This is a genomic window from Exiguobacterium oxidotolerans JCM 12280, from assembly GCF_000702625.1.
Taxonomy (GTDB): domain Bacteria; phylum Bacillota; class Bacilli; order Exiguobacteriales; family Exiguobacteriaceae; genus Exiguobacterium_A; species Exiguobacterium_A oxidotolerans.
In genome coordinates, this window is the sequence record NZ_JNIS01000001.1 from 1,415,608 (window position 1) to 1,440,338 (window position 24,731).

Annotated in this window: 24 protein-coding genes; 11 read left to right on the forward strand and 13 right to left on the reverse strand. The window is 47.5% G+C overall.

What is annotated here, in order from left to right:
* The first annotated feature begins 70 nt into the window (after nt 1-70).
* From P403_RS0107230 to P403_RS0107240, 3 genes are all read left to right on the forward strand, one after another.
* Entirely contained in the window at nt 71-1,483 is a 1,413-nt protein-coding gene (locus P403_RS0107230; protein WP_029332037.1) for a sucrose-specific PTS transporter subunit IIBC, read from the forward strand.
* A gap of 113 nt (nt 1,484-1,596) precedes the next feature.
* Nucleotides 1,597-2,433, forward strand: a complete 837-nt coding sequence (locus P403_RS0107235; RefSeq protein WP_268748762.1) for a PRD domain-containing protein — start codon at nt 1,597-1,599, stop codon at nt 2,431-2,433.
* A gap of 2 nt (nt 2,434-2,435) precedes the next feature.
* Nucleotides 2,436-3,371: a carbohydrate kinase family protein gene (locus P403_RS0107240; RefSeq protein ID WP_034801030.1), complete on the forward strand. Its 936-nt coding sequence runs from the start codon at nt 2,436-2,438 to the stop codon at nt 3,369-3,371.
* A gap of 54 nt (nt 3,372-3,425) precedes the next feature.
* Here P403_RS0107240 and P403_RS0107245 read toward each other — a convergent pair whose 3' ends face one another.
* Nucleotides 3,426-4,121 carry an alpha/beta hydrolase gene (locus tag P403_RS0107245; protein ID WP_029332041.1) on the reverse strand — a complete coding sequence of 232 codons (696 nt, stop codon included), beginning with the start codon at nt 4,119-4,121 and terminating at the stop codon, nt 3,426-3,428.
* Nucleotides 4,122-4,282: 161 nt separating this feature from the next.
* Here P403_RS0107245 and P403_RS0107250 point away from each other — a divergent pair, with 161 nt between their 5' ends.
* Nucleotides 4,283-5,554 (forward strand): purine/pyrimidine permease, encoded by a 1,272-nt coding sequence (locus P403_RS0107250; RefSeq protein WP_029332042.1) that lies wholly within the window; start codon nt 4,283-4,285, stop codon nt 5,552-5,554.
* A 60-nt stretch (nt 5,555-5,614) separates the two neighbouring features.
* Here P403_RS0107250 and P403_RS0107255 read toward each other — a convergent pair whose 3' ends face one another.
* The 4 genes from P403_RS0107255 to P403_RS0107270 all read right to left on the reverse strand — a co-directional run bounded on the left by P403_RS0107255 (nt 5,615) and on the right by P403_RS0107270 (nt 9,524).
* Nucleotides 5,615-7,108, reverse strand: a complete 1,494-nt coding sequence (locus P403_RS0107255; RefSeq protein WP_029332043.1) for a peptide MFS transporter — start codon at nt 7,106-7,108, stop codon at nt 5,615-5,617.
* A gap of 231 nt (nt 7,109-7,339) precedes the next feature.
* Nucleotides 7,340-7,975 (reverse strand): NAD-dependent epimerase/dehydratase family protein, encoded by a 636-nt coding sequence (locus P403_RS0107260; RefSeq protein WP_029332044.1) that lies wholly within the window; start codon nt 7,973-7,975, stop codon nt 7,340-7,342.
* A gap of 14 nt (nt 7,976-7,989) precedes the next feature.
* On the reverse strand, nt 7,990-9,198 hold the full coding sequence (locus tag P403_RS0107265) for a glutathionylspermidine synthase family protein (protein WP_029332045.1): 1,209 nt from the start codon (nt 9,196-9,198) through the stop codon (nt 7,990-7,992).
* Nucleotides 9,195-9,524: a hypothetical protein gene (locus P403_RS0107270; protein ID WP_029332046.1), complete on the reverse strand. Its 330-nt coding sequence runs from the start codon at nt 9,522-9,524 to the stop codon at nt 9,195-9,197. The genes P403_RS0107265 and P403_RS0107270 overlap by 4 nt, the downstream gene beginning before the upstream one ends.
* A 144-nt stretch (nt 9,525-9,668) precedes the next feature.
* Between P403_RS0107270 and P403_RS0107275 the strand changes: the two genes are divergently transcribed.
* The 4 genes from P403_RS0107275 (at nt 9,669) to P403_RS0107290 (ending at nt 14,753) form a co-directional block, all read left to right on the forward strand.
* Entirely contained in the window at nt 9,669-10,115 is a 447-nt protein-coding gene (locus P403_RS0107275) for a hypothetical protein (protein ID WP_029332047.1), read from the forward strand.
* A gap of 87 nt (nt 10,116-10,202) precedes the next feature.
* The gene (locus P403_RS16660; protein ID WP_012371785.1) at nt 10,203-10,376 is read left to right on the forward strand and encodes a hypothetical protein; all 174 of its coding nucleotides are present in this window, start codon (nt 10,203-10,205) and stop codon (nt 10,374-10,376) included.
* Between the two features lie 35 nt (nt 10,377-10,411).
* Nucleotides 10,412-11,968, forward strand: a complete 1,557-nt coding sequence (locus P403_RS0107285; protein ID WP_029332048.1) for an ABC-F family ATP-binding cassette domain-containing protein — start codon at nt 10,412-10,414, stop codon at nt 11,966-11,968.
* A gap of 1,999 nt (nt 11,969-13,967) precedes the next feature.
* A complete protein-coding gene (locus tag P403_RS0107290; RefSeq protein WP_029332049.1) occupies nt 13,968-14,753 on the forward strand; it encodes an alpha/beta hydrolase family protein in 786 nt (261 codons plus the stop codon).
* A gap of 16 nt (nt 14,754-14,769) precedes the next feature.
* On the opposite strand, the gene P403_RS0107295 is transcribed toward P403_RS0107290, so the two are convergent.
* The 3 genes from P403_RS0107295 to P403_RS0107305 are packed head-to-tail and all read right to left on the reverse strand — an operon-like array spanning nt 14,770 to nt 16,540.
* Nucleotides 14,770-15,342: a ferric reductase-like transmembrane domain-containing protein gene (locus P403_RS0107295; RefSeq protein ID WP_029332050.1), complete on the reverse strand. Its 573-nt coding sequence runs from the start codon at nt 15,340-15,342 to the stop codon at nt 14,770-14,772.
* Complete coding sequence (locus P403_RS0107300; RefSeq protein ID WP_029332051.1) at nt 15,330-16,220, reverse strand: FAD:protein FMN transferase; 891 nt, start codon at nt 16,218-16,220, stop codon at nt 15,330-15,332. The genes P403_RS0107295 and P403_RS0107300 overlap by 13 nt, the downstream gene beginning before the upstream one ends.
* A gap of 11 nt (nt 16,221-16,231) precedes the next feature.
* Nucleotides 16,232-16,540 carry a hypothetical protein gene (locus P403_RS0107305; RefSeq protein ID WP_029332053.1) on the reverse strand — a complete coding sequence of 103 codons (309 nt, stop codon included), beginning with the start codon at nt 16,538-16,540 and terminating at the stop codon, nt 16,232-16,234.
* A 113-nt stretch (nt 16,541-16,653) separates the two neighbouring features.
* On the opposite strand from P403_RS0107305, the gene P403_RS0107310 reads away from it, so the two are divergent.
* From P403_RS0107310 to P403_RS0107320, 3 genes are all read left to right on the forward strand, one after another.
* On the forward strand, nt 16,654-17,331 hold the full coding sequence (locus P403_RS0107310) for a response regulator transcription factor (protein ID WP_029332054.1): 678 nt from the start codon (nt 16,654-16,656) through the stop codon (nt 17,329-17,331).
* A complete protein-coding gene (locus tag P403_RS0107315; RefSeq protein ID WP_029332055.1) occupies nt 17,324-18,490 on the forward strand; it encodes a sensor histidine kinase in 1,167 nt (388 codons plus the stop codon). The genes P403_RS0107310 and P403_RS0107315 overlap by 8 nt, the downstream gene beginning before the upstream one ends.
* Nucleotides 18,491-18,570: 80 nt before the next feature.
* On the forward strand, nt 18,571-18,978 hold the full coding sequence (locus P403_RS0107320) for a DUF2231 domain-containing protein (protein WP_029332056.1): 408 nt from the start codon (nt 18,571-18,573) through the stop codon (nt 18,976-18,978).
* A gap of 67 nt (nt 18,979-19,045) precedes the next feature.
* On the opposite strand, the gene P403_RS0107325 is transcribed toward P403_RS0107320, so the two are convergent.
* The 5 genes from P403_RS0107325 to P403_RS0107345 form a co-directional block, all read right to left on the reverse strand.
* Nucleotides 19,046-20,281, reverse strand: a complete 1,236-nt coding sequence (locus P403_RS0107325) for a DEAD/DEAH box helicase (RefSeq protein WP_029332057.1) — start codon at nt 20,279-20,281, stop codon at nt 19,046-19,048.
* Nucleotides 20,282-20,383: 102 nt separating this feature from the next.
* Nucleotides 20,384-20,683 (reverse strand): DUF3817 domain-containing protein, encoded by a 300-nt coding sequence (locus tag P403_RS0107330; protein ID WP_029332059.1) that lies wholly within the window; start codon nt 20,681-20,683, stop codon nt 20,384-20,386.
* Between the two features lie 77 nt (nt 20,684-20,760).
* Nucleotides 20,761-21,726, reverse strand: coding sequence for a ring-cleaving dioxygenase (locus tag P403_RS0107335; protein ID WP_029332060.1), 966 nt, complete (start codon nt 21,724-21,726; stop codon nt 20,761-20,763).
* 121 nt (nt 21,727-21,847) lie between these two features.
* Nucleotides 21,848-22,048: a cold-shock protein gene (locus P403_RS0107340; protein WP_012371797.1), complete on the reverse strand. Its 201-nt coding sequence runs from the start codon at nt 22,046-22,048 to the stop codon at nt 21,848-21,850.
* 259 nt (nt 22,049-22,307) lie between these two features.
* On the reverse strand, nt 22,308-24,686 hold the full coding sequence (locus tag P403_RS0107345; RefSeq protein WP_029332061.1) for an immune inhibitor A domain-containing protein: 2,379 nt from the start codon (nt 24,684-24,686) through the stop codon (nt 22,308-22,310).
* Nucleotides 24,687-24,731: the final 45 nt, after the last annotated feature.

Below are 24,731 nucleotides of genomic sequence, written 5' to 3' on the forward strand. Positions count from 1 at the left end.
GGTGTTGTTCGGTCTTGCCTTTTTTTGTGGGCTGACCAGTCGCACACCTTTCCTAAAAGGAGGAATTCAAATGGATTACAAACAAACAGCTGCGCAGGTCCTTACCCTTGTCGGTGGTCGTGAAAATATTATCACAGCAGCGCATTGTGCGACACGTCTCCGTCTCGTCCTTCATGACGAATCGAAGGTCGATCAAGCGGCACTCGAAGATCTTGACGGCGTCAGTGGTGCTTTCTCGAGTTCAGGTCAATATCAAATCATCTTCGGGACCGGGACCGTCAATAAAGTCTTCACTGAGTTCGCTCCCCTCGCTGGCGTCAATGTCAATGGTGAAGAATCAGTCGACGTGAAGAAAGCCGCTTCCCAAAAATTAAATCCGTTCGCACGCCTTGCCCGGTCGCTTTCAAACGTCTTCGTACCATTGATTCCGGCAATCGTCGCCGCTGGTCTCTTAATGGGCTTACTCGGAATGATTAAAGCCTTCGGTTGGGTCGACGGAGCTTCACCGATTGTCCAGCTGCTCGATATGTTCTCGTCTTCCGCTTTCATCATCTTGCCGATTTTGATCGGTTTCTCAGCCGCGCGTGAATTCGGTGCTAATCCATATCTCGGTGCGGTCATCGGTGGAATCATGACGCACCCTTCACTCCTCAACCCTTGGACACTCGGGAACAGTGAACCGGAAGTGATGCATTTCCTCGGGATGAACATCGAACTGATTGGTTATCAGGGTACGGTCTTCCCTGTCCTCTTAACCGTTTGGGTCATGGCGAAGATTGAACAGCAAGTTCGTAAACGGACACCGGAAACACTTGATTTGTTAGTCACACCGTTCGTGACGATTCTCGTCACAGGATTCCTTGCCCTCATCGTCATCGGACCACTTGGTACATTGCTCGGTAAAGGAATTTCATTCGTACTCGTCTTCTTCTATGAACAATTCTCGGTCGTCGCCGGTCTCTTATTCGGTGGTCTTTACTCAACGATTGTCATCACAGGAATGCACCATAGTTTCCATGCGATTGAAGCGGGACTTATTGCTGATAAGAGCATCGGGAAGAACTTCCTGTTACCGATCTGGTCGATGGCGAACGTCGCTCAAGGCGGCGCCGGTCTCGCTGTTTACTTCATGACGAAAAACGTCAAATTAAAAACGCTCGCTTTACCATCTGCCTTCTCGGCGTTTCTCGGTATTACGGAACCAATCATCTACGGGGTCAACTTACGTCTTGGTAAACCGTTCATCGGTGGTGCGATTGGTGGCGCAATCGGCGGTGGCTACGTCGTCTTGACGCAAGTCGCTGCAAACGCTTATGGTTTGACGGGCATACCGATGATTGCAATCGTCGCTCCACTTGGAGCTTCGAACTTGATCAACTACCTTGTCGGTTTTGCGATTGCTGTCGCGACAGCGTTCATCGCGACGGTCATCCTCATGCGTCTTGATGCACGAAAACAAAAACAAACCGATTTAGCCGCTTAAGTAAAAAAGACATGCGACCCTCTCGAGTATACTCGTCGGGTCGCATTTGTCGGTTTTGTTCTGAGCGCCGTTACCCGTATAATAAAAGGTAGAAGGGAGGAGTCAGACTGATTATTCATAAAGTACTCAACAACAATGCCATCGTCACAAAAGAACAAGGACAAGAACGGATCATCATGGGACCGGGAATCGCTTTCGGTAAAAAGAAAAAAGATCCCGTCGATCCTTCCAAAATCGAAAAGATGTTCATTCCCTCGTTCGAAAATGCTGAACTGTTTAAAGAAATCTTAACGACGACCCCATTAGAAATCATTGATTTGTCCGAACAAATCATTTCTTATGCGGAAGGCGAACTTCAGACACCCTTTCATGATTATATCCACGTCAGTCTGACGGATCACCTTGCCCACGCCGTTCGCCTAGCACGTGAAAATCTTGTCGTCCACAATCGGCTCGCGGAAGAAATTCGCTTGTTATATACAGCCGAGTACAAAATCGGTGAATGGGCGGTTACACAAATCGAACGGACCCTCGCGGTTGCTTTACCGAAGGAAGAAGCGGCAAACATCGCACTTCACCTCTTTAACGCCCGCCAACAGCACCCGAACATGGCGACGGCATTACAAACCGCTACACTGTTGAACGAATTACGGGAACAAATCGAGAGCTTCTTCGGCCAAACGATTGAGACGACCTCCATGACGTATTACCGGTTCTTCACGCATATGAAACTTGTCCTCGCCCGGATTGAACAAGGACAGACACTGCACGATATGGATGATGTCATCTTATCCGCCGTCAAAACACGGTACGCGGACGCATTTCATTGTGCCGAAAGTATGGCCGCTTGGCTCGAACAGGAGTTAAAAACGACCGTCCCCGACTCGGAAGTCGGCTATATGGCCCTTCATGTCGAACGGATTCGACCGGATTTAGAAAGGAGCGAATGATGATGAAAATTTTTAGTCTTGGAGAAGCATTAATTGATTTGATTCCACTTGATGACAGCAATACGACGTTCCAAAAAAATCCCGGCGGTGCTCCCGCCAATGTCGCCGTCGGCCTCGCCCGTCTTGGCGTCGACAGCTATTTTCTCGGTGCTGTCGGGGATGACTCGATGGGGCATTTCCTGAAGGATACACTGCACCACTATGGGGTTAAAACGGATCATATCGTTCTTGACGCAACGAATAAAACGGGGCTTGTCCTCGTCACGAATGCTGAAAATGGCGAACGGTCGTTTGAATTCATCAACACGTATCGTGCCGATATGAGTTTTCATGAACAAGATATCCCCGAGGTGTTGGCAGAAGCTGATTTACTTCATATCGGTTCAATTTCCTTAATCTCCGGTGATGCCGTCGCAGCAACACGTCGTGCCATCGCGCTCGCAAAAGAGCATGGTGTCCCGATTTCTTACGATCCGAACCTCCGTGAATCCCTATGGTCGAATCTCGATGTCGCCCGGACGACGATTCAATCCGTCCTGCCTGACGCGCAAATCGTTAAGTTGGCAGAAGAGGAACTGACCTTCTTGACCGGCCAAACGGACTTGGATGAAGGGGCAGCTGAACTACTCGCTGAATACCCGATTCAATTGCTCGCCGTCACACGGGGAAGTGAGGGGTCCTTACTCTATACGAATCGGGCAATGGCGGAAATCAACGCGATTTCGGTGGATGCCGTCGATACGACTGGAGCCGGGGACGCCTTTATGTCTGGTTTGCTACACCAGTGTGCGACGCGGTCGTTTGCATTCGATTGGGATGAAGATGAACTGCAGGACATCGGGCGGTTTGCCGCGATTTCCGGCGGCCTCGCCGCGTCCGTCAAAGGGGCGATGGCTGCTTTACCGACACTCGACGAGGTGTCACGTCGTCTAGATTGAATTACAAAAAAACTGTCTGCCTAGCCATATTACGCTGCTAGACGGACAGTTTTTTCATTTAGATGAAATGAATGACTCAATCGCTTCAATCGCCTCATCTTGTTGTGCTTTTGGTGTTAATGGACTCGTGTTGTCACCCTTTTGTGCCCCGTACATCCCAAAGTTCGCATGATTGCCCTCTTCGATGAAATGGAATGTCGCGTCCGATCGAAGATTTTTTTTACTTGCTTCGATGTCCGCTACAGGTAAGACGCCATCACGTCCGCCATAGACCGTCAAGGACGGTGTATCGATGGCATCAATCGGATAGGACGCGAGAAAGATGATACCTTTAATCTTCGAACGCTCTTCAAGGACCGTCGAAGCGGCACTTCCACCTAACGAATGTCCCATCACATACCATCGTTTGATTTTCGGATGTGCATCGATGATCGGTAAGGCCGCATTTGCGTCAAGCAACGCGATATTAAACGGTAATTTTGGTATGACGACGAAATGTCCGTCCTTCGCTAACTGACTCCCGATATAACTGTAGGCACCCGGATCGACCTTCGCCCCTTGATAGAACACAAATCCGACTTCACTCTCCGGATCACCAAACTGATAATCTTTCCCGTCCTGTTGTTCGACATATGTTTTTGCTTCTTTTGACGGATCATAATCAAATTGTGCCCAAACCATAAAGGCTCCGATGACGAGTCCGATGAGTATGATGAAACTGATGCTGATTCGCTTGAGCCACTTTTTCATATTCATTCCTCCCTCTTAACTCCTACCCCACCTGATGTGAAAAATCACATATGAAAATTATTTTCTAAATTTTCAGTCAATGTAAGCGTATCTATCGCTTTTTCAATAATTGGTTTAAGATGAAACGAGTATCGTTTCTTTTGAAAGGGGAATCATCTGTTTTGCCACGTACCGTAGTCTCCACGATTCAGTGGTTTTTGTTTATCATCTGTACTAACATCGCCCCGCCACTCGCCATTGCCGCATCGTTTGAACTATCGAGCGCGGACACATTGGCTTTCCTATCTCGTTGTCTGTTCGTTTTTGCGATTTTAAGTTTATTCCAAGTGTTCCTCGGTCACCGTCTACCGATCATGGAAGGGCCGGCCGGGATTTGGTGGGGTGTCTTCGCCCTCTATTCCTCGATCGGGATTACGTTGTACGGAAGTTACTCGAACACACTCCAATCGCTTGGTTTCCTTCTTATTTTAAGTGGTATCATCTGCATCATTTTGACAGTAACGGGTATTTTACGCCGACTCGTCCCGTTGTTTACACCACAAGTCATCGGCGTTTACATGCTCCTGCTCTCTGCCCAACTGTCAGGCTCCGTCATGAAGGGACTACTTAACCTGGAAAACGGTAAGATCCAAGTGTTACCGGCCGTCATTTCCGTATTGACCGTCATCATCTCACTTTATCTCGAACGTAGCGATCGGTTGCGCCAGTATGCCTTACTCATCACGCTGCTCGTCGGTTGGAGCATGTTTGCCTTAATCGGACGTGCCGAGATGCCGAGCTTCGATGGTCCATTCTTTACACTTCCTGACTTATTCCCGTTCGGCGGCATTCATCTGGACTGGACATTACTCCCGACAGCCTTAATCATCTCTTTACTATTGATGACGAACGTGCTCGCGAACATCAAAGTCATCGAGCGCATCATCAGTGCGAAACGTGGCGAACACGTCAAAGGGCAAGTCGGAACAGCCGGTGTCACGGCTGGTGTCGGACAGATTTTTGCCGGGATGTTCGGTACAGTCGGCCCCGTCGCGATTTCTGGAACAGCCGGATTCATCGCTTCGACGGATAACACGGATCGTAAATCGTTTGCGATCGCGAACGTCATTTGCTTATTCTTAAGTATCGTCACGCCATTCGTCGGGTTGATTGCAAAAATTCCGGTTGCCGTCGGTTATGCGATGGTCGCACCGATTGTTGCCGGGATGGCCATCATCGGTGTCACAGAAGCAGCACGCGACTTGAATCGGCAAACAGCAATGATCACGGTCGGGTTACCCGTCCTCGTCGGAATCGGTGCCCTACTCTTACCGAAAGGTGCGACAGCCGATCTCCCTCCACTCGTCACGACACTGATGTCGAACGGACTGGTGCTCGGGACGCTCGTTGCCCTGTTCGCAGAATCTTTACGCCATATTCGAACAAATGATTAACAAAAAGACAGGTAACTCGGAAAAAATCCGAGTTACCTGTCTTTTTTTGTGAAATCGACCTTAGCGAATACCACGCATATACTTTTGGAGTTTTGGTGCAAATGCGAACAAGAGAAGTCCAAGTGCAATCGCGACGACACCGGTGATTCCGAAGTATGCGACTTCTGTTTCTTTCCCGTAGTATTTAACGATCTGTGCATTGACGGCCTGTCCCGTTGCATTCGTTAAGAACCAAAGACTCATTGTCTGTGCCGAGAAAGCAGCGGGTGCCAGTTTCGTCGTTGCCGATAAACCGACTGGTGATAGTAATAACTCACCCATCACGACGAGGAAGAAACTGAGTGCGAGCCAGAGCGGACTAACGATTGTGTCTGTACCAAACAATAGTCCAGGTAACATCATGACGATGAACGAAAGTCCTGCGAAAATCAGACCAAACGAGAATTTTTGCATCGTCGTCGGCTGACGATCACCGAGTCGAACCCAAAAGCTTGCAAAGACTGGTGCAAGCACGATGATGAACAATGGATTCAATGACTGGAAGAAAGCCGGTTGAATCTCAAAACCTAAGAAAGATAAATTTGTCCGTTCAGCTGCAAAGATTGATAAGACATATGACCCTTGCTCCTGAATCGCCCAGAAAACAGCTGCTGCGATAAAGAGTGGGATGTAGGCGAATAAGCGCGAACGCTCATCATCTGTAATTTTCGGACTGCGTAACATGAACGTGAAATACGCAATCGGAATCAAGATTCCGAGGAACGTCACCATCAACGTAAAGCGGTCAATCGTTAGTAAACCTGTCAATGCGGCAATCGTTCCGAGAACTGCTAGCGCAATGACGACAACTGTCGCAATTTTAAAGAAACGTTTCCGTTCCTCGCCTTCTAGCGGGTTCAAGACGTATGTTCCGGCTTGACCTAAATTCTTTTTCTTCGTCAGGATGAATACGACTAGACCAGCGAACATCCCGACCGCAGCGAGTGCAAAACCAGCATGGTATCCTGCTGAATCTGAAACTTTACCGACGACGAGTGGTGCTAAAAATGCGCCGGCGTTGATTCCCATATAGAAGATACTGAATCCAGCATCACGGCGGTTATCCGTTTTACTGTACAAATCTCCGACGATGTTTGATACGTTCGGCTTCAAGAACCCTGTCCCAATGACGATTAAGCCCATCGAGATGAATAATGCCGTGATTCCGGCCGGTAGAGCTAACACAATATGTCCGAGCATGATGAGAATACCACCATAAAAGACGGTCCGTGATGTCCCTAACAGACGGTCGGAGACCCATCCTCCGATGATTCCCGACATGTAGACGAGTGAACCATATACGGCCATGATGGAAGCAGCAGTCGTTTTGTCAATTCCGAGTCCACCGTTCGCAACAGAGTCGTACATGTAGAATATAAGGATGGCGCGCATCCCGTAGTAGGAGAATCGTTCCCAGAACTCTGTGAAGAAGAGTGTGAACAATCCTTTCGGGTTTCCGAAGAACCCTTTTTGCGGAACAGTCTTGTAGACCTGATCGCGATCAAAATCTGCCATAATGAAGGCTCCTTTCGTCTACCATTGTATTCGTGCATAATCTAAAATCTTTTTTCCCGCTTTCCCCAAATGATAAGCGTCTCGTAACAGATAAAAGATTTACACGATTTTAACTGAATTGTCTCACTTTTTTTTATATAAGAGACAGCACCTTACCATTCAACCGTAAATCATTTGACTAGTCAAATATTAATTTCAAGCAAAAAAAAGAGCGAAACGGAATCCGTTCGCTCATTTTTGCATGTCTTTTGATTCAACGATGGTAATACCCGGGGGCGCATGAAGTGTTTGCTCTATCATCGCTTTCGCTACTTTACCCGCTTCAATCGGTGCATAAGGACTCCGTTTCAATAATGGGCGAAGAATGGTCGAGACACGAGCCGCCGCCTGTTCGCCAAACCGGAACTCTTCTCGCTCCCCTAACAAGAGCGATGGACGGAAAATCAATAAAGCTTCGTAGCCAAGAACCCGTAGTCCGTTCTCCGTGTCCCCTTTGACACGATTGTAGAACGTTTTTGCATTCGGGTGTGCCCCGAGCGCTGAAATGAGCGCAAAGCGTGTCGCGCCTAAATCAAGCAGCTCCCGCCCGACTTCGATCGGATATGTGTAATCGACTTGCCGGAATGCCTCTTGCGATCCTGCTTGTTTAATCGTCGTTCCGAGCGCACAGTAGACGTGATCAACTGTCGGCAACTCGATTTCCGTCACGCGATCAAAATCAATCACCCATTCTTCCAGCTTTTGATGAAAACGGTTCATGGGTCGACGAACGAGCACATGAACTTCCTCATACGCATCATTCGCTAATAATTGATCGACTAACTCTTGTCCAACTAAACCGCTTGCTCCTAAAATGGCTGCTTTCATCTTGACTCCTCCTCTCAATCTTGCAATCGTCCAATCGGTAAAAAGTAAGAACGATTTCCGGTGATTCGCTCGCCTGCTCGGACAGCAATCGCACTTGCCCGACCACCGAGGACGAACACGCCAAACATATAGGCCACTTCCACTCCATTACTAAGTACATGCGTCGGTAATGCCTGATACTGCTGATAAACCGATGCTTGGTCACTAAAGGAACGCTGTTCATTCGATAACAGGATACGACCATCTGCTTGATAGATTGTTACCGTATCGCCTTCTCTGCCAAAAACCGGTTTCTCGACAAAGGCATGCTGCTGTTCAAGAAATACATCTGGTTCAAGATACGTTGGTAAAAAATAACGTTCTATGATTTGATGATCACGTCCTGTTAAATAAGCGTGGTCTGCTTCATGTAGTGCCCAAATCACTGCAAGAACAGACTTTGCCTGCATCAGAAATGCCGATGGTGGATTGATGATCTCGAGCAATCCTTGTTCGACGAGTTGTAACAATAAGACGCCGAGTTCACGTCCCATGTCATCGCGATCGAGAAGCGCCATTTCAATCGGAAAGGTCTGACGGTATAAAATATCAATCCGTCGTCCGTTTTGGTCGTATAATCCATCTTCCGGTCGAATTTCAAGGGCGTCAAGCGGGCAATACACTGCCCCGTCCACGAACCCTTGTAAGTATTCTGTCGTCAGACGGTCCTCGATATTGTCCCCATGTGACGTAAAGACGATATGCGGGCGTTGCTTCGTTCGATGTGTCGCTGCTGCGACGGCGCGACGGACGCTTGTCGCTAATTCCGCCGATTCATCCGGGTTCACTGCCATCATGTGGCGTTTTTGCGCGATCTGGTCATTGACGTCAAACGATTCTTTAATGAACGTCGGCGTATCGGCATTCCACTCCATGACGGAAATCCGATCATCCGTCACGATGAAGTCGAGCCGACTGATAATTGATAAGGGGCGCATCGTCTCTAGACGGAGAAAGGGAAGTGCTTGTTTTGGATACCCGAGCTCAAGTAACGCATCGTCTTCCATCGTTCGTAGAATCGGTGCGACTTTCTCAAAAATCAGATACACGTCTCGGGCAGCTACCCGCAAGCGCTCCAGCGTCCGCGACGAAACCGTTAAAACGTCAGTCAACGCATAGATTTCACCATCCAACTCATCCCAAAACGACTCAATGTCACCATATAAATCCTCTCGTTCACTCATCCGCCAAAGAAACCAGACGACGATCCCGTCCCGAATCCTTTTGTCTTCGCATTATAACTTTTGACTGCGTTCGACTTCGGCGTATAGCCTTTCGTTCGCATCGCACTATGCATCAGGGCACGGGATGCAAAATAACTGCCTCCCCAGTAATAAAAACCAGAATGGGTCGATGTTGCATCATCACAATACCAGACGCCTTCTTCATTATCATATTCATAATCGTCACAATCCGGATCATCCGGACGTTCGGCTTGCGCATCGTCTGCACCGCAACCACTAAGTGTCGTTCCAATCAAAAGTGTCGCCGCAAGTGATGCTTGTTTCATCCATCTCACGATTCATACCCCTTTCTTAACAATTTGTTATTCTAAGTATACGCTTTTTCTCTTAAAAAAGTTTCCTTGTCGTACCGGAACTTTTTTCTGATCGTCCGAGTAGAACATATCATGCCGTTACAAGGAGGAATCACGATGTCACTTGCTTATTATGTCGAAGATCAAGATGAATATAAGTCGATTTATCAATACAGTCGTTTCGCAATCGAACCGGATGAAATCATCGCTCATCAATTATGTGAATTTCATATCATCGAAGGCCAACTGTATGAACTACGCTCCAACGAAATGGAGGGCGAGTACGATCAGCTGATCGTCGACCACGTCGAAGCCTCTCCGCTCGATGCAGAGGACCGGATTTATCCTCCTCATCAAATTCACATCGAGTTTCGCCGGTACATGCCAAGCAGTACATCACCACTTATCAAAACGATGACCGTCCCGAACCACGTCCAAGCGATGCGCTATTTAATTAAGGATAAGGTGGCTGTGCCAGAGCATGGAACCTTTGAACGTGACAGCTGCGAAATCGACATCGACCGGAATTGTTATGTTATTTATCTCGGTCAGGTTGTCCGTTAAAAGGATGAATTAAGTAGAGTTCGTTTTCAAAAAGCGTTTTTTTTGGCATACTATAAGATAAGAACGAATTAATCGAGGTGAACACACATGAGCGAACAACCAAAAAAATTATCACTTCAAGAAGCGATGATTGAACAATTGAAAGCAAAAAAACAATCACAAACAAAACGTCCGACTGGTCTTCGTGGAACGGAAACGAAACAAATGACGAGCCAGAAGACGAAAAAGACGAACAACCAGAAAAAACGTACAGGTGTCTAATCACAGCGTTGAATTCATGAAATAAGGGAGTAGTTATGAGTATTTTAACGGTATCAAACTTAAGCCATGGCTTTGGTGATCGTGCGATTTTCGAAGATGTCTCGTTCCGCCTGTTAAAGGGTGAACACATCGGCCTCGTCGGAGCAAACGGTGAAGGGAAATCGACCTTCATGAACATCATCACTTCTCAGCTCGAACCGGACGAAGGGAAAGTCGAATGGGCGAAACACGTCCGTGTCGGTTATCTCGATCAGCACGCCGTCCTCGCAAAAGGTTTATCGATCCGTGATGCGCTAAAAGGGGCATTCCAATACTTGTTCGATATCGAACAAGAAATCAATGACCTGTATGCGAAGATGGGTGAGGTCGAGCCCGAGGAACTCGAAAAGATGCTTGAGGAAGTCGGTGTCTTACAAGACATTTTAACGAACAATGATTTTTATACAATCGATGCAAAAGTCGAAGAAATCGCCCGCGGACTTGGTCTCGATGAAATCGGCTTAGACCGTGATGTCCATGAATTGAGTGGCGGTCAGCGTACAAAAATCTTACTTGCGAAGCTCTTACTTGAAAAACCAGATATCTTGTTACTCGATGAGCCGACCAACTACCTCGATGTGCAACACATCGAATGGTTGAAACGGTATCTCAACGATTACGAGAACGCGTTCATCTTGATTTCGCATGATATTCCATTCTTAAATAGCGTCATCAACTTGATTTATCATATGGAAAATCAAGGTTTGAGCCGTTACGTGGGTGACTATGATAATTTCTTGACAGTCCATGAAGCGAAAAAGAAACAATTGGAGTCTGCCTTTAAACGGCAACAACAAGAAATTTCTGAACTTAAAGATTTTGTCGCCCGTAACAAGGCACGTGTCTCGACACGAAACATGGCGATGTCCCGTCAGAAAAAACTCGACAAGATGGATGTCATCGAGCTTGCACAAGAACGTCCGCAACCGGAATTCCATTTCCAGACGGCTCGGACACCAAGCAAGCTGATGTTCGAAGCAAAAGGTCTTGTCATCGGATACGACGAACCGCTCTCGCGTCCGCTCGATTTAACGATCGAACGGGGGCAAAAGATTGCCTTGCATGGTGCGAACGGAATCGGTAAGTCGACATTACTGAAAAGTTTACTCGGTGAGATTCCCGCTGTTTCAGGGATGGTCGATCGTGGTGAAAACTTGCACATCGGCTATTTCGAACAAGAAATCAAAGAGAAAAATTCGAACACGTGTATCGAAGAAATTTGGGGGACGTTCCCATCCTTGACGCAACAACAAGTCCGGGCGATGCTCGCGAAATGTGGTTTGATGACAAAACACATCGAATCTAAAATCGAAGTGCTCAGCGGTGGAGAAAAGGCGAAAGTCCGTCTCTGTAAGCTGATGAACACGGAATCAAACATTCTGGTTCTCGATGAGCCGACGAACCACTTGGACGTCGAAGCGAAAGAGGAATTGAAACGGGCCTTGCAAGAATATAAAGGAACGGTCCTCTTGATTTCGCACGAACCTGAATTTTATGAAGCCGTCGCAACTGACTTATGGAACTGTGAATCATGGACGACGAAAGTCTTTTGATTGATTGTCTCTTACTGTTTTAAGAACGATGATTGGAGCCGCCCTGTTGATTGGGGCGGCTCTTTTTGTTTTGTATCGAAAAAGAGAATGGCGGTAATGCGGATTTTGTCAGGTCCTTTGGATGAACGGCGCAGTCGTACGGGATGCAAAGCTTCCTCCTTTCCGTTGCTTTCCTCAAGCGCATGATTTGTCAGGTCCTTTGGATGAACGGCGCAGTCGTAGGGGATTCAAAGCTTCTTCCTTTCCGTTGCTTTTCTCAAGCGCATGATTTGTCAGGTCCTTTGGATGAACGGCGCAGTCGTATGGGATTCAAAGCTTCTTCCTTTCCGTTGCTTTTCTCAAGCGCATGACTTGTCAGGTCCTTTGGATGAACGGCGCAGTCGTAGGGGATTCAACGCTTCCTCCTTTCCGTTGCTTTCCTCAAGCGCATGACTTGTCAGGTCCTTTGGATGAACGGCGCAGTCGTACGTGATGCAAAGCTTCCTCCTTTCCTATGCTTTCCTCAAGCGCATGATTTGTCAGGTCCTTTGGATGAACGGCGCAGTCGTATGGGATTCAAAGCTTCTTCCTTTCCGTTGCTTTCCTCGGGCGAGGCGCAAGCCGTTGCTTCTTGTCCCGTAAGGACAAGAAGCAGGGTCTCGCCTGCCTCTGACAGCGCGTTAAAACGCGCCTTATCCCGTAGGAGTCAACGGAAAAGCAAAGCTTTTTTAAGCTCTCCCTAAGAAGAACGACATGTAACGCGAATACCTTGGCGCGCATGCCAGCTTGAATCGCTTCCGTAGCGAAAAGCGGGCGTCCGCGACCCTGCAACGCAGTGAAGCGGCGTGGACGCTCGCCGCTCGGAGACGAGACAAGGTGGAGCAGCGCGGCACACTACGCACCTTTTTATACCAGTACGCTTCCATTCGAAACGGAACATCTCTGACTTGGAATCAACGAAAAAGCAAAGCTTTTTTAAGCTCCATCCAAGAAGAACGACATGTAACACGAATATTTTGAAGCGCATGCCGGCTTGAATCGCTTCCGTAGCGAAAAGCGGGCGTCCGCGACCCTGCAACGCAGTGAAGCGGCGTGGACGCCCGCCGCTCGGAGACGAGACAAGGTGGAGCAGCGCGGTACACTACGCACCTTTTTATACCAGTACGCTTCCATTCGAAACGGAACATCTCTGACTTGGAATCAACGAAAAAGCAAAGCTTTTTTAAGCTCCATCTAAGAAGAACGACATGTAACGCGAATACCTTGGCGCGCATGCCAGCTTGAATCGCTTCCGTAGCGAAAAGCGGGCGTCCGCGACCCTGCAACGCAGTGAAGCGGCGTGGACGCTCGCCGCTCGGAGACGAGACAAGGTGGAGCAGCGCGGCACACTACGCACCTTTTTATACCAGTACGCTTCCATTCGAAACGGAACATCTCTGACTTGGAATCAACGAAAAAGAAAGCTTTTTTAAGCTCTCCCCAAGAAGAACGACATGTAACGCGAATACCTTGGCGCGCATGCCAGCTTGAATCGCTTCCGTAGCAAGCGGGCGTCCGCGACCCTGCAGCGCAGTGAAGCGGCGTGGACGCCCGACGCTCGGAGACGAGACAAGGTGGAGCAGCGCGGCACATCTTCATCTCAGTACGCTTCCATTCGAAACGGAACATCTCTGACTTGGAATCAACGAAAAAGCAAAGCTTTTTTAAGCTCTCCCTAAGAAGAACGACATGTAACGCGAATACCTTGGCGCGCATGCCAGCTTGAATCGCTTCCGTAGCGAAAAGCGGGCGTCCGCGACCCTGCAACGCAGTGAAGCGGCGTGGACGCTCGCCGCTCGGAGACGAGACAAGGTGGAGCAGCGCGGTACACTATACGCACACTTCTATCCTGGCTCTAAACAGGCAGAAGTAAAACGTTCTTTCCCTACTTTATTTTTTGTTCATAGACTTAACGATTGCTTTGCTTCCTAACTTGTATCACACTATGAAACATACGAAACTTTTTAAAGGAGCGAATGAGATGGAAACGATCACGAACAAAGCTAGTCTTTCTTTAATTGCCATACCGAGCGGAGGGGACGAAGAGTTATTCTGTCGCCTGTATTCTCCGGCAAGTACAGGTCCTGCTCCGTTAATCGTCCTCTTCCACGGGTTTCCCGGGAAACAATTGAACATGGACTGGGCGGTCCGTCTCCAAGAAATCGGCTACCATGTCCTCGTGACCTCTTATCGCGGCAGCATCGGCAGCCCGGGTGCGTTCCGTTTTCGTCATGTCCTGGAAGATGCGACAGCAATCATGGAGCATGTCGCTTCTCCGACCTTTATAGAACAGCATGATGTGCTCAGCGACCAAATTACGATTGTCGGTCACAGCATGGGTGGATTTGCTGGTCTACACGCTTTTGCTGCTGTTCCGCACATCAAACATTACATCGGAATTTCTCCGTTCAACTTCGGTTTAATCGGTCAACTGATCCTCGACTATCCGGAACACGAGGACGCCTTACGCGGCGTTCTCAGTCGTGGTGCGTCTTTCCTCACAGCGACTGACGGCGATACGTTACTCGAGGAGTTAAAAACCAACCATGCAAGTTGGAACCTTCTTGCGCTCAAGGAAGAACTAAAGGACCGCTCGGCATTGCTCGTCACGTCTGAACGGGATGAAACATCCGTCAAAGCGCTCCACCACGACCTCCTTCAAAACGCCGGTTACTTCGAAGAACTCGTCGTCGACAGTGATCACAACTACATCGAAAATCGGGAAGACGCTTTTGTCGCATGGACGAAGTGGCTCGAGCAACGATAATAAAACCGGAATCCTCTTAAGACGTCGAGGATTCCGGTTTTATTTGAACTTTTGTTTTAGGACGCAGACGCATCCGGTAAAGAATCAATGCGATGAATGTCAGTGTCGAAGCCGCATACCAGATTGTCGTAAACAACGTTCCCGTATCTGTCCCGATGAAGAGACCATGGAGCGTCATCAATCCCCAAGCCGGTAAGACAAGCCAGTGCGTTAATTTCCATAAGGTTTTTCCGAGCGTCTCTTTTAGGAAGTCCGACGTGATCAGGACAAAACCGAAGAGATAAAGACTGATTGTCCCAAAGGCATTCCACAGTGGTTCGTAAGAAGCGTTACCCGGTATCAAAATCTCGAGGATCGATAGCGGTGCATACGTATCCACGACAATCAACGTCGCGTGGAGGACAATCGCGAGCAGTCCGGCCCATCCGCTATAGAGGTGGATGTTATGAAGTCGTGCTTTTTGTTTTCGGAGATTCGGAAACGAGCCTAATAATCCAGCTAATACGGATAACGTCATCAAAAAGTGACCTGCTAGCCCACTCAGACGAATCATCGTCCAGGTCGAAAACATCCATTTCAACCAGTCCATAGTGCACACTCCCCTTTCTTCTCGGATAGGATTTCACCTGACGCGTCGAGTAACAATAATCGTCCATTCGGAAACCATTTGAATAACTTCTCTTGCCGTTCCTGTTCTGTCATCTGAAAAGCAAGTTTCGTCATTACTTCTGCTTCATACAGCTGTGGAGCAGAAGCCGTCACTTGAATGAGCGGTGTCTCAATCGGTCGCCCCGTTTTACCGTCAAGTAAGTGATGATTCATCCGTTCGCCGACATGCCAGGAGCGATAAATTCGATTCGAGGTTGCGATTGCCCCTTGTCGAAGGCTGATTTCCGCGATTTCTTCGTCTGTATGTGGATGTGTAACGCCAATCTTCCATGGTGTTTCGTCCGACCAGACGACGACATCACCGCCCGCTTCAATCAATCCGCGTCGACATTCTTTCCGAAGGCGTTGCGCCACCATCATTGCTGCTGCGCCTTTCCCGATTCCACCTAAGTCAATTGCTCCTCCACCGACACGTGTCACTTCAAGTCCTTCGAGAATAAATGGTGTAATCTCTGGGGGACCAACCCGTTCCGACTCAGTCGCATAGTGAAACGGAAAGGAATCCCGGTATCCGTTCGCCTGTTGTTGTTCAAGAAGAAACGGAGAAAAATAATGCTCCGTCTGTTCAAAATAACGAATCGAACGCTTTAGTAACCGAGCGAGTGGTAACGAAATCGATAAGGTTTCACCGATTCGAAGGCGATTCAACCGATTCACTTCACTCGCTTCAGCAAATCGTGACCACTCTCGATCAACGTAGCTGAAAAATCGTTCAATCTCCTGCCATTCTTCTTCAGAAATCTGATTTTCCGTCACGAATCGAATCGTATTATGCATCGAATAGAGTTGTCGTTCCATCACTTGACCTCCTATTTCGAGTGACTCGAGCGTCCGTCGCTATTTCCGCTCGGCTGGCTGAATCCAGAAGAATCCTCTCCTGACCATCCCTCATCATCATCATCATAATATCCGCCATCATCGTCTGACTCCTCGTCACCATAAGAATCCCTTTGCGTCGGTTGACTCGGGAAATTCGTTTCATTCGAATACGTATCCCCTGTACTGACCGGTGTCGTCGATTGTCCATCTGAGCTGACACTTAATTGACCAATCGCTAGACCGATAAACACCGTACTACTTAAACCGACCATCCATTTTGCAAACGGCTTTGGTTTCATCTTCCTTCATCCTCTCTCGTTTGTTGTTATCTTTACTGTAGCGCTAAAAACTGATAACTAGCTGACGGCAACTATGGGATAATAAGAAAAAATGAACGTGGGGGGGAAAATTCATGCGTGTATTGATTGCAGAAGACGATCAGCGACTCGCGAAGATGCTTCGACTTCATCTCGAACGTGCCGGCTACCAAGTCGATGTCGCACACGATGGTGTCGATGCACTCAATCAATGTCAGACGTTTCGTTACGATTTGCTTGTTCTCGATTGGATGATGCCCCATAAGAGCGGTATCGAGGTCGCAGCTGAACTTAGAAAAAATCGTTTTGAAGGTGGTATTTTAATGTTGACGGCACGTGATACAGAAATCGACCTCGTCCATGGTCTCGATAGTGGTGCCGACGACTATCTCGTCAAACCGTTTCAATCGAATGAATTGCTTGCCCGTCTCCGAGCACTGAGTCGTCGACAAAAAAAGGCCTTCGTCGATACGGTATCTTTTCAAGGACTTGAACTCGATGTCTCATCGCAAATGATTTCCTATAATCAGCATCCACTCGAATTGACACGTCGTGAATTTGAATTTCTATCACTCTTATTACGCCGACCGGAACAAGTGATGGGCCGTGAACTGATCATCGAAGTCGTTTGGGGAATTGGTGCCGACGTTACCGACAACGCTCTCGATGCCTTGGTCCGTCTCGTCCGTAAAAAATTAGAAGCAGTTGGCGCTGCACCACTCATCAAGACCGTCCGCGGTTTTGGGTATCGTCTTGGTGACCCCCATGCTTGAAATGATCCGAAAACGACTGACGCTTTTATTCAGTGGGACTTTTTTACTGTTGTTGATCCTCATACTCGTTGGTGTCTACTTTACGACGGCACGGTTACTCGACCAAACAGAGCTCACTCAATTAAAAAACATCTCGAACCGTGATGTCTTCGAACGAATCGAACATGGTGAAGACGGCTTGACGCCTAACCCGATTTATTTTCAAGTGCTGGACGAAACGGGTGCAGAACAGTATTCGAGCCTTCCGGATGATTTAACGGAAGGGACCGTTCAGCGTTTCGTATCCTCTGCTCAAGAAACTGAAAAAGTGACTGTCGAGGACCACCATTTTTTATTGTATCAACGCAATACGAACGAAGGCTCCATCGTGCTTTTAAAAGAAACGTCTGCTACACGCGATACACTTCAACGTTTAATTGCTGTCTTATCTGGAATCGCTGTCTTATCAACGTTGATTTTGATGGGACTCAGTTATGTTCTCGCTGGTCGAGCCGTCCAGCCCGTCCAACAAGCTTTCGACCGGCAACGTCGCTTCACGTCGGACGCCTCCCATGAACTGCGCACACCACTGACGATTTTATATAGTGGAATCGAATTGCTTGAAGCTGAATCGCTTAGTCGTGAGGGACAGACGATTCTCGACGATTTAAAAGCCGAGACGACTTCGATGCAATTACTCGTCGCGGACTTGCTGTTACTTGCCCGCGGGGGGCAAGCCGTGACCCTGCAATCTGTTGATTTCAGTACGCTCGTCTCAAAGACCGCTGAACGGTTCGCCCATACATTATCCAACCGGACACTGCGCATCGAGATTGAACCGAACCTCTCAATTAAAGGGGACGCTAACCAGTTGACGCGCTTATTAATGGTCTTTCTAGAGAATGCTTCTGTCTACAGTGATGGCGCGATCGAGGTCCGCTTGTTCAAAGCACCTGGCGAAGTTCAGCTAACAATCGCTGATGAGGGAATCGGTATCCCGAAAAGCGATCAGGCAAAAATCTTCGAACGCTTCTATCGCGGGGACCATGCTCGCCACGGAACAGGGACCGGTCTCGGTCTCGCAATCGCTAGCTCGATTGCTGATGCCCATAACGCGAGCATCGAGGTCGACTCCAGTCCAAATGAAGGAACACGGTTTACGATTCATTTCCCACATTAAGTAAAGCCGTCAGCTAACTATCAGGTAGCAGGGGTAAAGTAATGAATAGTCATACACTCATTACTTAAGGAGGATTTATCATGCTATTCGGTGTTCCGCTCCACCCCTTACTCGTCCATGCTCCAATCGGTCTGTTACTGTTCGCTACACTACTATTAGTCTTTAGTTTAAAATGGGTTCAATTGAAATTGTTTGCTCTGATCACCCTATTCACCGGTCTCCTCGCAGGGGTCGCTGCGTATCTATCCGGAGATGAGACAAAAGACTATGCCCGTTCGACGTTCAATGCGACACGGGCTGCGATTGAAGATCATGAACACTTTGCGCTTTACAGTCTGATTGCTTTCGGTATTTCCTTTGTATTGTTGATTTTCAATTATCGATCAAATAAAAAAATGCTTCTTATCTTCAGTCTAATCGTCGCAGTGATTGGTAGTGGATTACTTGCTTATGCCGGTCATCTCGGCGGACAGATCGTGTACAAATAAAGAGTCTTATCAATCAAAAAATCCCGTTTCCGATGAATGGAAACGGGATTTTTTTGATTGACTTTGCTTACTTCCGGTGTGTCCGTCCTGGGCGACGATTATTCGACCGGCGTGTATTGCCACGGCCTTCCGTTGTCGGCTTTTTCGTGCCTTTACTTTGGTCATGCTGTGCCCGAATCATTTCATCTGACAATTCAACGACGATTGGTGTAACTTCGACCCCAAGTTCGCGTTCCATGTCACGGAAACTCCGACCGTCTTTCGGTGTGACGATCGAAATCGCGACGCCGTCGTTTCCGGCACGTCCCGTCCGCCCGATCCGGTGGACATAGCTTTCTGCATCGTCCGGCAAGTCATAGTTGAAGACGTGTGTGACGCCTGTGACATCCAGTCCGCGTGACGCAACATCTGTCGCAATCAAGAATGGCGTTTTTCCTTGATAGAACTTCGCCATCGCCTTTTCACGTTTTCCTTGCGTCAATCCACCGTGTAACTCATCCGTCGGGTACCCTTGCATTTGCAATTCTTCGTTTAATTTCGTTACACGACGTTGCGTCCGACAGAAAATGATTGCGGCATACGGGCGCATTTCGTCGAGCATCGTCCGAAGTGTCGCTTGCTTACGACGATCCGTCGTTTCGACGACGAATTGTTCAATCGCATCGACCGTTACTTTTTCAGCTTCGACTTGAATTTCAATCGGGTCACGAAGGTAAGTTTTCGCGAGTTGCTCGACTTTTGGTGGCATCGTCGCAGATAACATGACGAATTGACGATCGACCGGTGCTGCCGCGATGATGTCTTCAATTTCCGGTAAGAAACCGATTTGAAGCATTTGATCGGCTTCATCTAAGACGAGTGTCTTCAGCGCGCTCAAATCAAGTGTTCCCCGTCCGACATGGTCTAAAATTCGTCCAGGTGTCCCGATGATGATTTGCGGCATCCGTCCGAGACGTTGGATTTGTTTAAAGACATCTTGTCCGCCATATACAGCAAGTGCCCGAATGTCTTCCATATTCCGAATCAACTTATGTGTTTCGTCGGCAATCTGACGCGCAAGTTCACGTGTCGGTGCGACGATCAATGCTTGAACCGTCTTGCTCTCTAAATCGATTTGCTCGAGAATCGGTAACAAGAAGGCAAGTGTCTTCCCTGTACCTGTTTGTGCTTTTCCTATTAAATCACGTCCCGCAAGCAAATGCGGAATAGCTTGTTCTTGAATCGGCGTCGGTTGCTTGATGCCTTGCTTTTGTAGTTTTTTTATCCACAGTTCTTGAATGTTTAATGTTTCGAATGTTGACATAGTATCCTCCTAAAAATTATCCACAGAAAAAAGCTGTGGATAACCTGCTTCGCATAGACAAAAACAGTTATCCACAGCCGTGCTTTTACTAGTATACACAATTTACGCGTTTGTTGCTTCCTGTTTTAGCTTTCGATCGAGCACAAACGTACCAAACGGAATGAAGGATGCGATGAAGGCAATCCCTGCTTTGACAAACGACCAGCGGTACTTAAATTTAACGACGGCAAGCCATAACGCATACATGACAAACAATACACCGTGCATGGCTCCAACGACCGAGACTGCTTCAGGAATTCCTGCCATATATTTTAACGGCATCGCAATCAGCAACAATACTAAAAATGAAATTCCCTCTACAATCGCAATTAACCGAAATTGACCTAACGTAGTTCTTAACATCCCGTCACTCCTTTTTCGTGATTCCTTCTTTTAGTATACGGGACGTTGACGTATCTGTGACCCGTGTCACAGGATTGTCAGATTTCGAGTGGACGGAGACGTGCTTCAATCTGCTCACGTTGTGGTTCTAAAAATGGTGGTAGAGCGAGCGTCTTTCCGAGTGTTTCAACCGATTCATCGGTTGCGAACCCTGGCGTATCCGTCGATAACTCAAACAGGATGTGATTCGGTTCCCGGAAATACAAGGCTTGGAAGTAATGCCGATCAACTTTTCCGGAGTTTGGAAGACGGTAGTGGTTTAAACGCTCGACCCACAAATCGTACTCCGCACTGTTCGGTACGCGGAACGCAACATGGTGGACACCGCCGCGACCAAGACGTTCGCGGTCGAGATCCGGTCGCGCTTCGAGGTGGACTTCGGCTCCGATTCCTCCTTGACCCGTTGCATACACTTCAATATCTGCAAACTCACCTACGAGCGACGGATAACTGCTGATTTTTTTAAAGCCGAGGACTTCCGTCAAAACGAGCGCTGTTGGTTCCGGGTCGTTAACGGTCAATGTCACGGCACCTAAGCCGACGATTGCATGTTCTGCTGGAATCTCGTCGTGTTTCCAAGGTACGCCACCCGGGACGCCTTGTTCGCCATCTTCCGCTACGAGGATTAAACGTGTCCCTTCTTGGTCACGAAAGGCAAGCGTCTGTCGCCCTGCCCGTTCGATGATTGAATCATGATCAATCTCTTTTTGCTCAAATCGCTGTGCCCAAAACTTGAGTGCTGCCGTTGTCTTAACGCGAAGTGATGTTGAAGAAATACTCGATGCACCAGGTACACCTGTTCCAAGATGCGGAATGTCGAAGAACGTTAGATCAGTCCCAGGATTCCCTTCCGCGTCCCCATAAAATAAATGATACGACGTCGTGTCGTCTTGATTCACTGTTTTCTTAATTAAGCGCATTCCAAGGACTTGCGTGTAAAATTGATAGTTCCGTTCCGCCATCCCGGTCAAAATGGAAACATGATGAATACCGAGTAATTCCATCTTTGCCACTCCCTTTTAAATTTGATTATATGCAAAGCATAGCGCACAGGTATCTTAGATTCAAGATATTAAGACAATAAAAAAACCGCTCTTCCGAAGAAGAGCGATTGAATAGTTGAAATTAAAGTTTTACGACGTTAGCAGCTTGTGCTCCACGTGCGCCTTCAGTGATTTCGAATTCAACTTCTTGACCTTCGTCAAGTGATTTGAAACCTTCACCAGTGATTGCTGAGAAATGTACGAATACGTCTTCTCCGCCTTCAACTTCGATGAAACCGAAACCTTTTTCTGCGTTAAACCATTTTACTTTACCTGTGTTCATGGGAACAACCTCCAAAAATAAATTACTTAATACATATGACGATGCATATGAAAGAAATTCATTATTGTCCCGAAATACATGGAGCGACGAAAAGATTGTTCGTGACGCAATGTGAATCAGTAGTGACAATAACAATATTAAGCTAACGCCAGTATAGTATGGATGCGCTTTAAAAGTCAAGTTGTCTGACCAATATTTTTCCAATTGATTCCACTTTTCAAAAGAAAAACAGACCTGGTTTCCCAGATCTGTTTTGTTCTTAACGGTGGATCCAGACAGCTCCAGCAGAGTTATCTTTCGCTTCACCGATGACTTGAATTTTAAGACCATTGTTCGGAAGAAGTTTCCCTGCATCCGGAATCAATTGGTTGATATACGATTTAGAATCATCGAATTTCGTTACACCCGAGAGACCTTTGTAATCGTAAAGACCACGTGTTGGTGAATCGATCAACCAAGAAGGTGCTTTATCGTAGCTGAATGCAGCATCCGCAACTTGGTAACGTGTGCTACCTGATACGACTGGCTTGCCTTTAAGCGTACCAACGATTGCTTCAGGGTGTGAATCGACGACACCGAGGAATCCTTCACCCGGGTGAACACCGACCCAGTTATCTGTGAAGCTAGAATCTGCGTACCAAACGACGAGACCTGTGTTGTATTTCACGCCACGCGCATGCTCAAGTGCTTTATCTGAGCCTGCGTAGTTACGCCATTCGAGGTAGTACGCATTGTCTGCATAGCTGAATCCGTCAGACGCGATGAAACCGTCGAGTTTAAACTTCGGTGTACCTTCTGCATCATCTTCGAAGACGACTTTACCATCGACTGTCAATTTCGCGTTATCAAGTGCGAAACCGTCGAGTGCAAGACCAGCATCACCTGTGTAATCAAATTTAAGCGTTACTTTTTTGCCTGCAAATTCGCTGAGGTCGTATGATTTATCGACCCATGCGCCTTTTGAAGACTCAGCACGTTGATCACCATCTGTATCTTCGTCACCGATGACGTCGATGACTTTTTCTACTCCACCAGCTGTCGCTGTAACTGTCAAGAAGTCATAATCGAACTCGACATCAAAGTACGCTTTGTAATCAAATTTAGCAGCTTTAGCAGCTGTCAAATCAAATTCTGGTGACGTCATTGACGTATGAAGATCGTTTCCTTTTGTGCTGTAGTAGTATTTTTTACCGAACGCCGGTGCAATTCCTTTGACCGGTTTTTTCGGTAAGTCTACTTTGATGATTCCTGGGTTCTTCGATTTTGTAACACTTTGATCGATATAAGAAGCAGTTCCTGCTTTTGATAACGAATCAAAATCGATTGTCTCGATATTCGCCCAGTTTCCACCCATCACGTTTTGGAAGAATTCTTTATTTTGTGGTGAGAAACTTGTTGGTTCTGTTCCGGCAACTTTCCCGTTCCAGCTACCGCCACTCATGATTGACCATGATGCGACCGGCTCGCCTTGACCTGTGTACTGTGTATCGTACTCATCTGGAAGACCTAAGTCATGACCGAATTCGTGTGCGAAAACACCGACCGCGCCGTCTTCAGGTTGAACCGTGTAATCATAGGCAGCCATTTTACCGCCCCAATAATCAGCTTTTGCTGTCGTGTTCGCTACAGGATAAACGCCATCAAGCGTCCAGCGGTGTGACCAAATCGCGTCATCTCCGAGCGTTCCGCCCCCAGCTTCCTGTCCAGTTCCTGCATGGATGATCATCAAGTGATCGACGAGACCGTCCGGCTCGTTTAAGTTGCCGTCTCCATCCATATCGTATTGATCGAATTGATCGTACTCTGCTAAGTTGATGCCTGATTTTACTGCAGCATTTAACGAGTCTTTGACGAGACCACGTGGGCCCTTAGCGCCTGGAAGGTTATCATTCCCGCCTTTAGGATTATCCGAACCGTAGTCTTTGGCTGTACCTGGAACTGTTAACCAGTTCGAGACCTTACCATCGACCGTGTAGCTTCCGCCTGATTGTTCTTCATAATACTGTTTAAACGTCTTGACCTTGTCTCCGTTAAAGAGTTCGAACTCTTTATTACCAAACATTAAATCTTGATAATGCTTTTGGTTGAAGTCATTCGAATACATGTATCCATCTTCTTGCACAACATTGTTATGCTTAAAGTCACTGTACTCAACGAGTAGAACAAGGACTTTATCTGTCCGTGTATCACCGTTGTATTTTGCTTGTTTGGCTTTGTCGACTTTGACAAACCCATCTTTTTTACCTTTTTTATAATTATCGTGCTTCTTGTTCAACTGTTTTGCGAGTTGATCTTTTTGTTTCGTCAAAAAGTCTTTTGTTTTTTGATCGAATTCTTTCGCTTTTTCTGACTCATGTTCAGCTGCTGGTTTACCGTTCGACTTTTTATCCAAATACTTTTGAACAGCCTTTTGTTTCTCAGCTGCAGATGATGCTTTTGAGACGACCCCACGATCCTGCAATACTTTTAAGAGACGTTCCTGATCGACTGTGTTCAAGTCCATCGGCGCTCCTACTGCTGCTTTTTCAGCAGCATCAACAGATTTTACCTTCCCACCAGGTAAAACCGGACTAACTGCGAATGCAGCTGCCGTGATTCCAGATAAAACGGCTAAGCTAAGCTGTTTCTTTTTCCCCACGTGAACTTACCCCCTATGTAGTAGTGAAAAGCATACTTTTAATAT

Excerpts from the sequence above, each read along its gene's own strand:
- P403_RS0107255 (WP_029332043.1), bottom strand. The coding sequence starts at position 7,108 with ATGGCAGATTTTGATCGCGATCAGGTCTACAAGACTGTTCCGCAAAAA.
- P403_RS0107305 (WP_029332053.1), bottom strand. The coding sequence starts at position 16,540 with ATGAAACCAAAGCCGTTTGCAAAATGGATGGTCGGTTTAAGTAGTACG.
- P403_RS0107315 (WP_029332055.1), top strand. The coding sequence starts at position 17,324 with ATGCTTGAAATGATCCGAAAACGACTGACGCTTTTATTCAGTGGGACT.
- P403_RS0107320 (WP_029332056.1), top strand. The coding sequence starts at position 18,571 with ATGCTATTCGGTGTTCCGCTCCACCCCTTACTCGTCCATGCTCCAATC.
- P403_RS0107285 (WP_029332048.1), top strand. The coding sequence starts at position 10,412 with ATGAGTATTTTAACGGTATCAAACTTAAGCCATGGCTTTGGTGATCGT.
- P403_RS0107340 (WP_012371797.1), bottom strand. The coding sequence starts at position 22,048 with ATGAACACAGGTAAAGTAAAATGGTTTAACGCAGAAAAAGGTTTCGGT.
- P403_RS16660 (WP_012371785.1), top strand. The coding sequence starts at position 10,203 with ATGAGCGAACAACCAAAAAAATTATCACTTCAAGAAGCGATGATTGAA.
- P403_RS0107330 (WP_029332059.1), bottom strand. The coding sequence starts at position 20,683 with ATGTTAAGAACTACGTTAGGTCAATTTCGGTTAATTGCGATTGTAGAG.
- P403_RS0107275 (WP_029332047.1), top strand. The coding sequence starts at position 9,669 with ATGTCACTTGCTTATTATGTCGAAGATCAAGATGAATATAAGTCGATT.
- P403_RS0107290 (WP_029332049.1), top strand. The coding sequence starts at position 13,968 with ATGGAAACGATCACGAACAAAGCTAGTCTTTCTTTAATTGCCATACCG.
- P403_RS0107245 (WP_029332041.1), bottom strand. The coding sequence starts at position 4,121 with ATGAAAAAGTGGCTCAAGCGAATCAGCATCAGTTTCATCATACTCATC.
- P403_RS0107300 (WP_029332051.1), bottom strand. The coding sequence starts at position 16,220 with ATGGAACGACAACTCTATTCGATGCATAATACGATTCGATTCGTGACG.
- P403_RS0107325 (WP_029332057.1), bottom strand. The coding sequence starts at position 20,281 with ATGTCAACATTCGAAACATTAAACATTCAAGAACTGTGGATAAAAAAA.
- P403_RS0107310 (WP_029332054.1), top strand. The coding sequence starts at position 16,654 with ATGCGTGTATTGATTGCAGAAGACGATCAGCGACTCGCGAAGATGCTT.
- P403_RS0107270 (WP_029332046.1), bottom strand. The coding sequence starts at position 9,524 with ATGAAACAAGCATCACTTGCGGCGACACTTTTGATTGGAACGACACTT.
- P403_RS0107260 (WP_029332044.1), bottom strand. The coding sequence starts at position 7,975 with ATGAAAGCAGCCATTTTAGGAGCAAGCGGTTTAGTTGGACAAGAGTTA.
- P403_RS0107230 (WP_029332037.1), top strand. The coding sequence starts at position 71 with ATGGATTACAAACAAACAGCTGCGCAGGTCCTTACCCTTGTCGGTGGT.
- P403_RS0107295 (WP_029332050.1), bottom strand. The coding sequence starts at position 15,342 with ATGGACTGGTTGAAATGGATGTTTTCGACCTGGACGATGATTCGTCTG.
- P403_RS0107335 (WP_029332060.1), bottom strand. The coding sequence starts at position 21,726 with ATGGAATTACTCGGTATTCATCATGTTTCCATTTTGACCGGGATGGCG.
- P403_RS0107265 (WP_029332045.1), bottom strand. The coding sequence starts at position 9,198 with ATGAGTGAACGAGAGGATTTATATGGTGACATTGAGTCGTTTTGGGAT.
- P403_RS0107240 (WP_034801030.1), top strand. The coding sequence starts at position 2,436 with ATGAAAATTTTTAGTCTTGGAGAAGCATTAATTGATTTGATTCCACTT.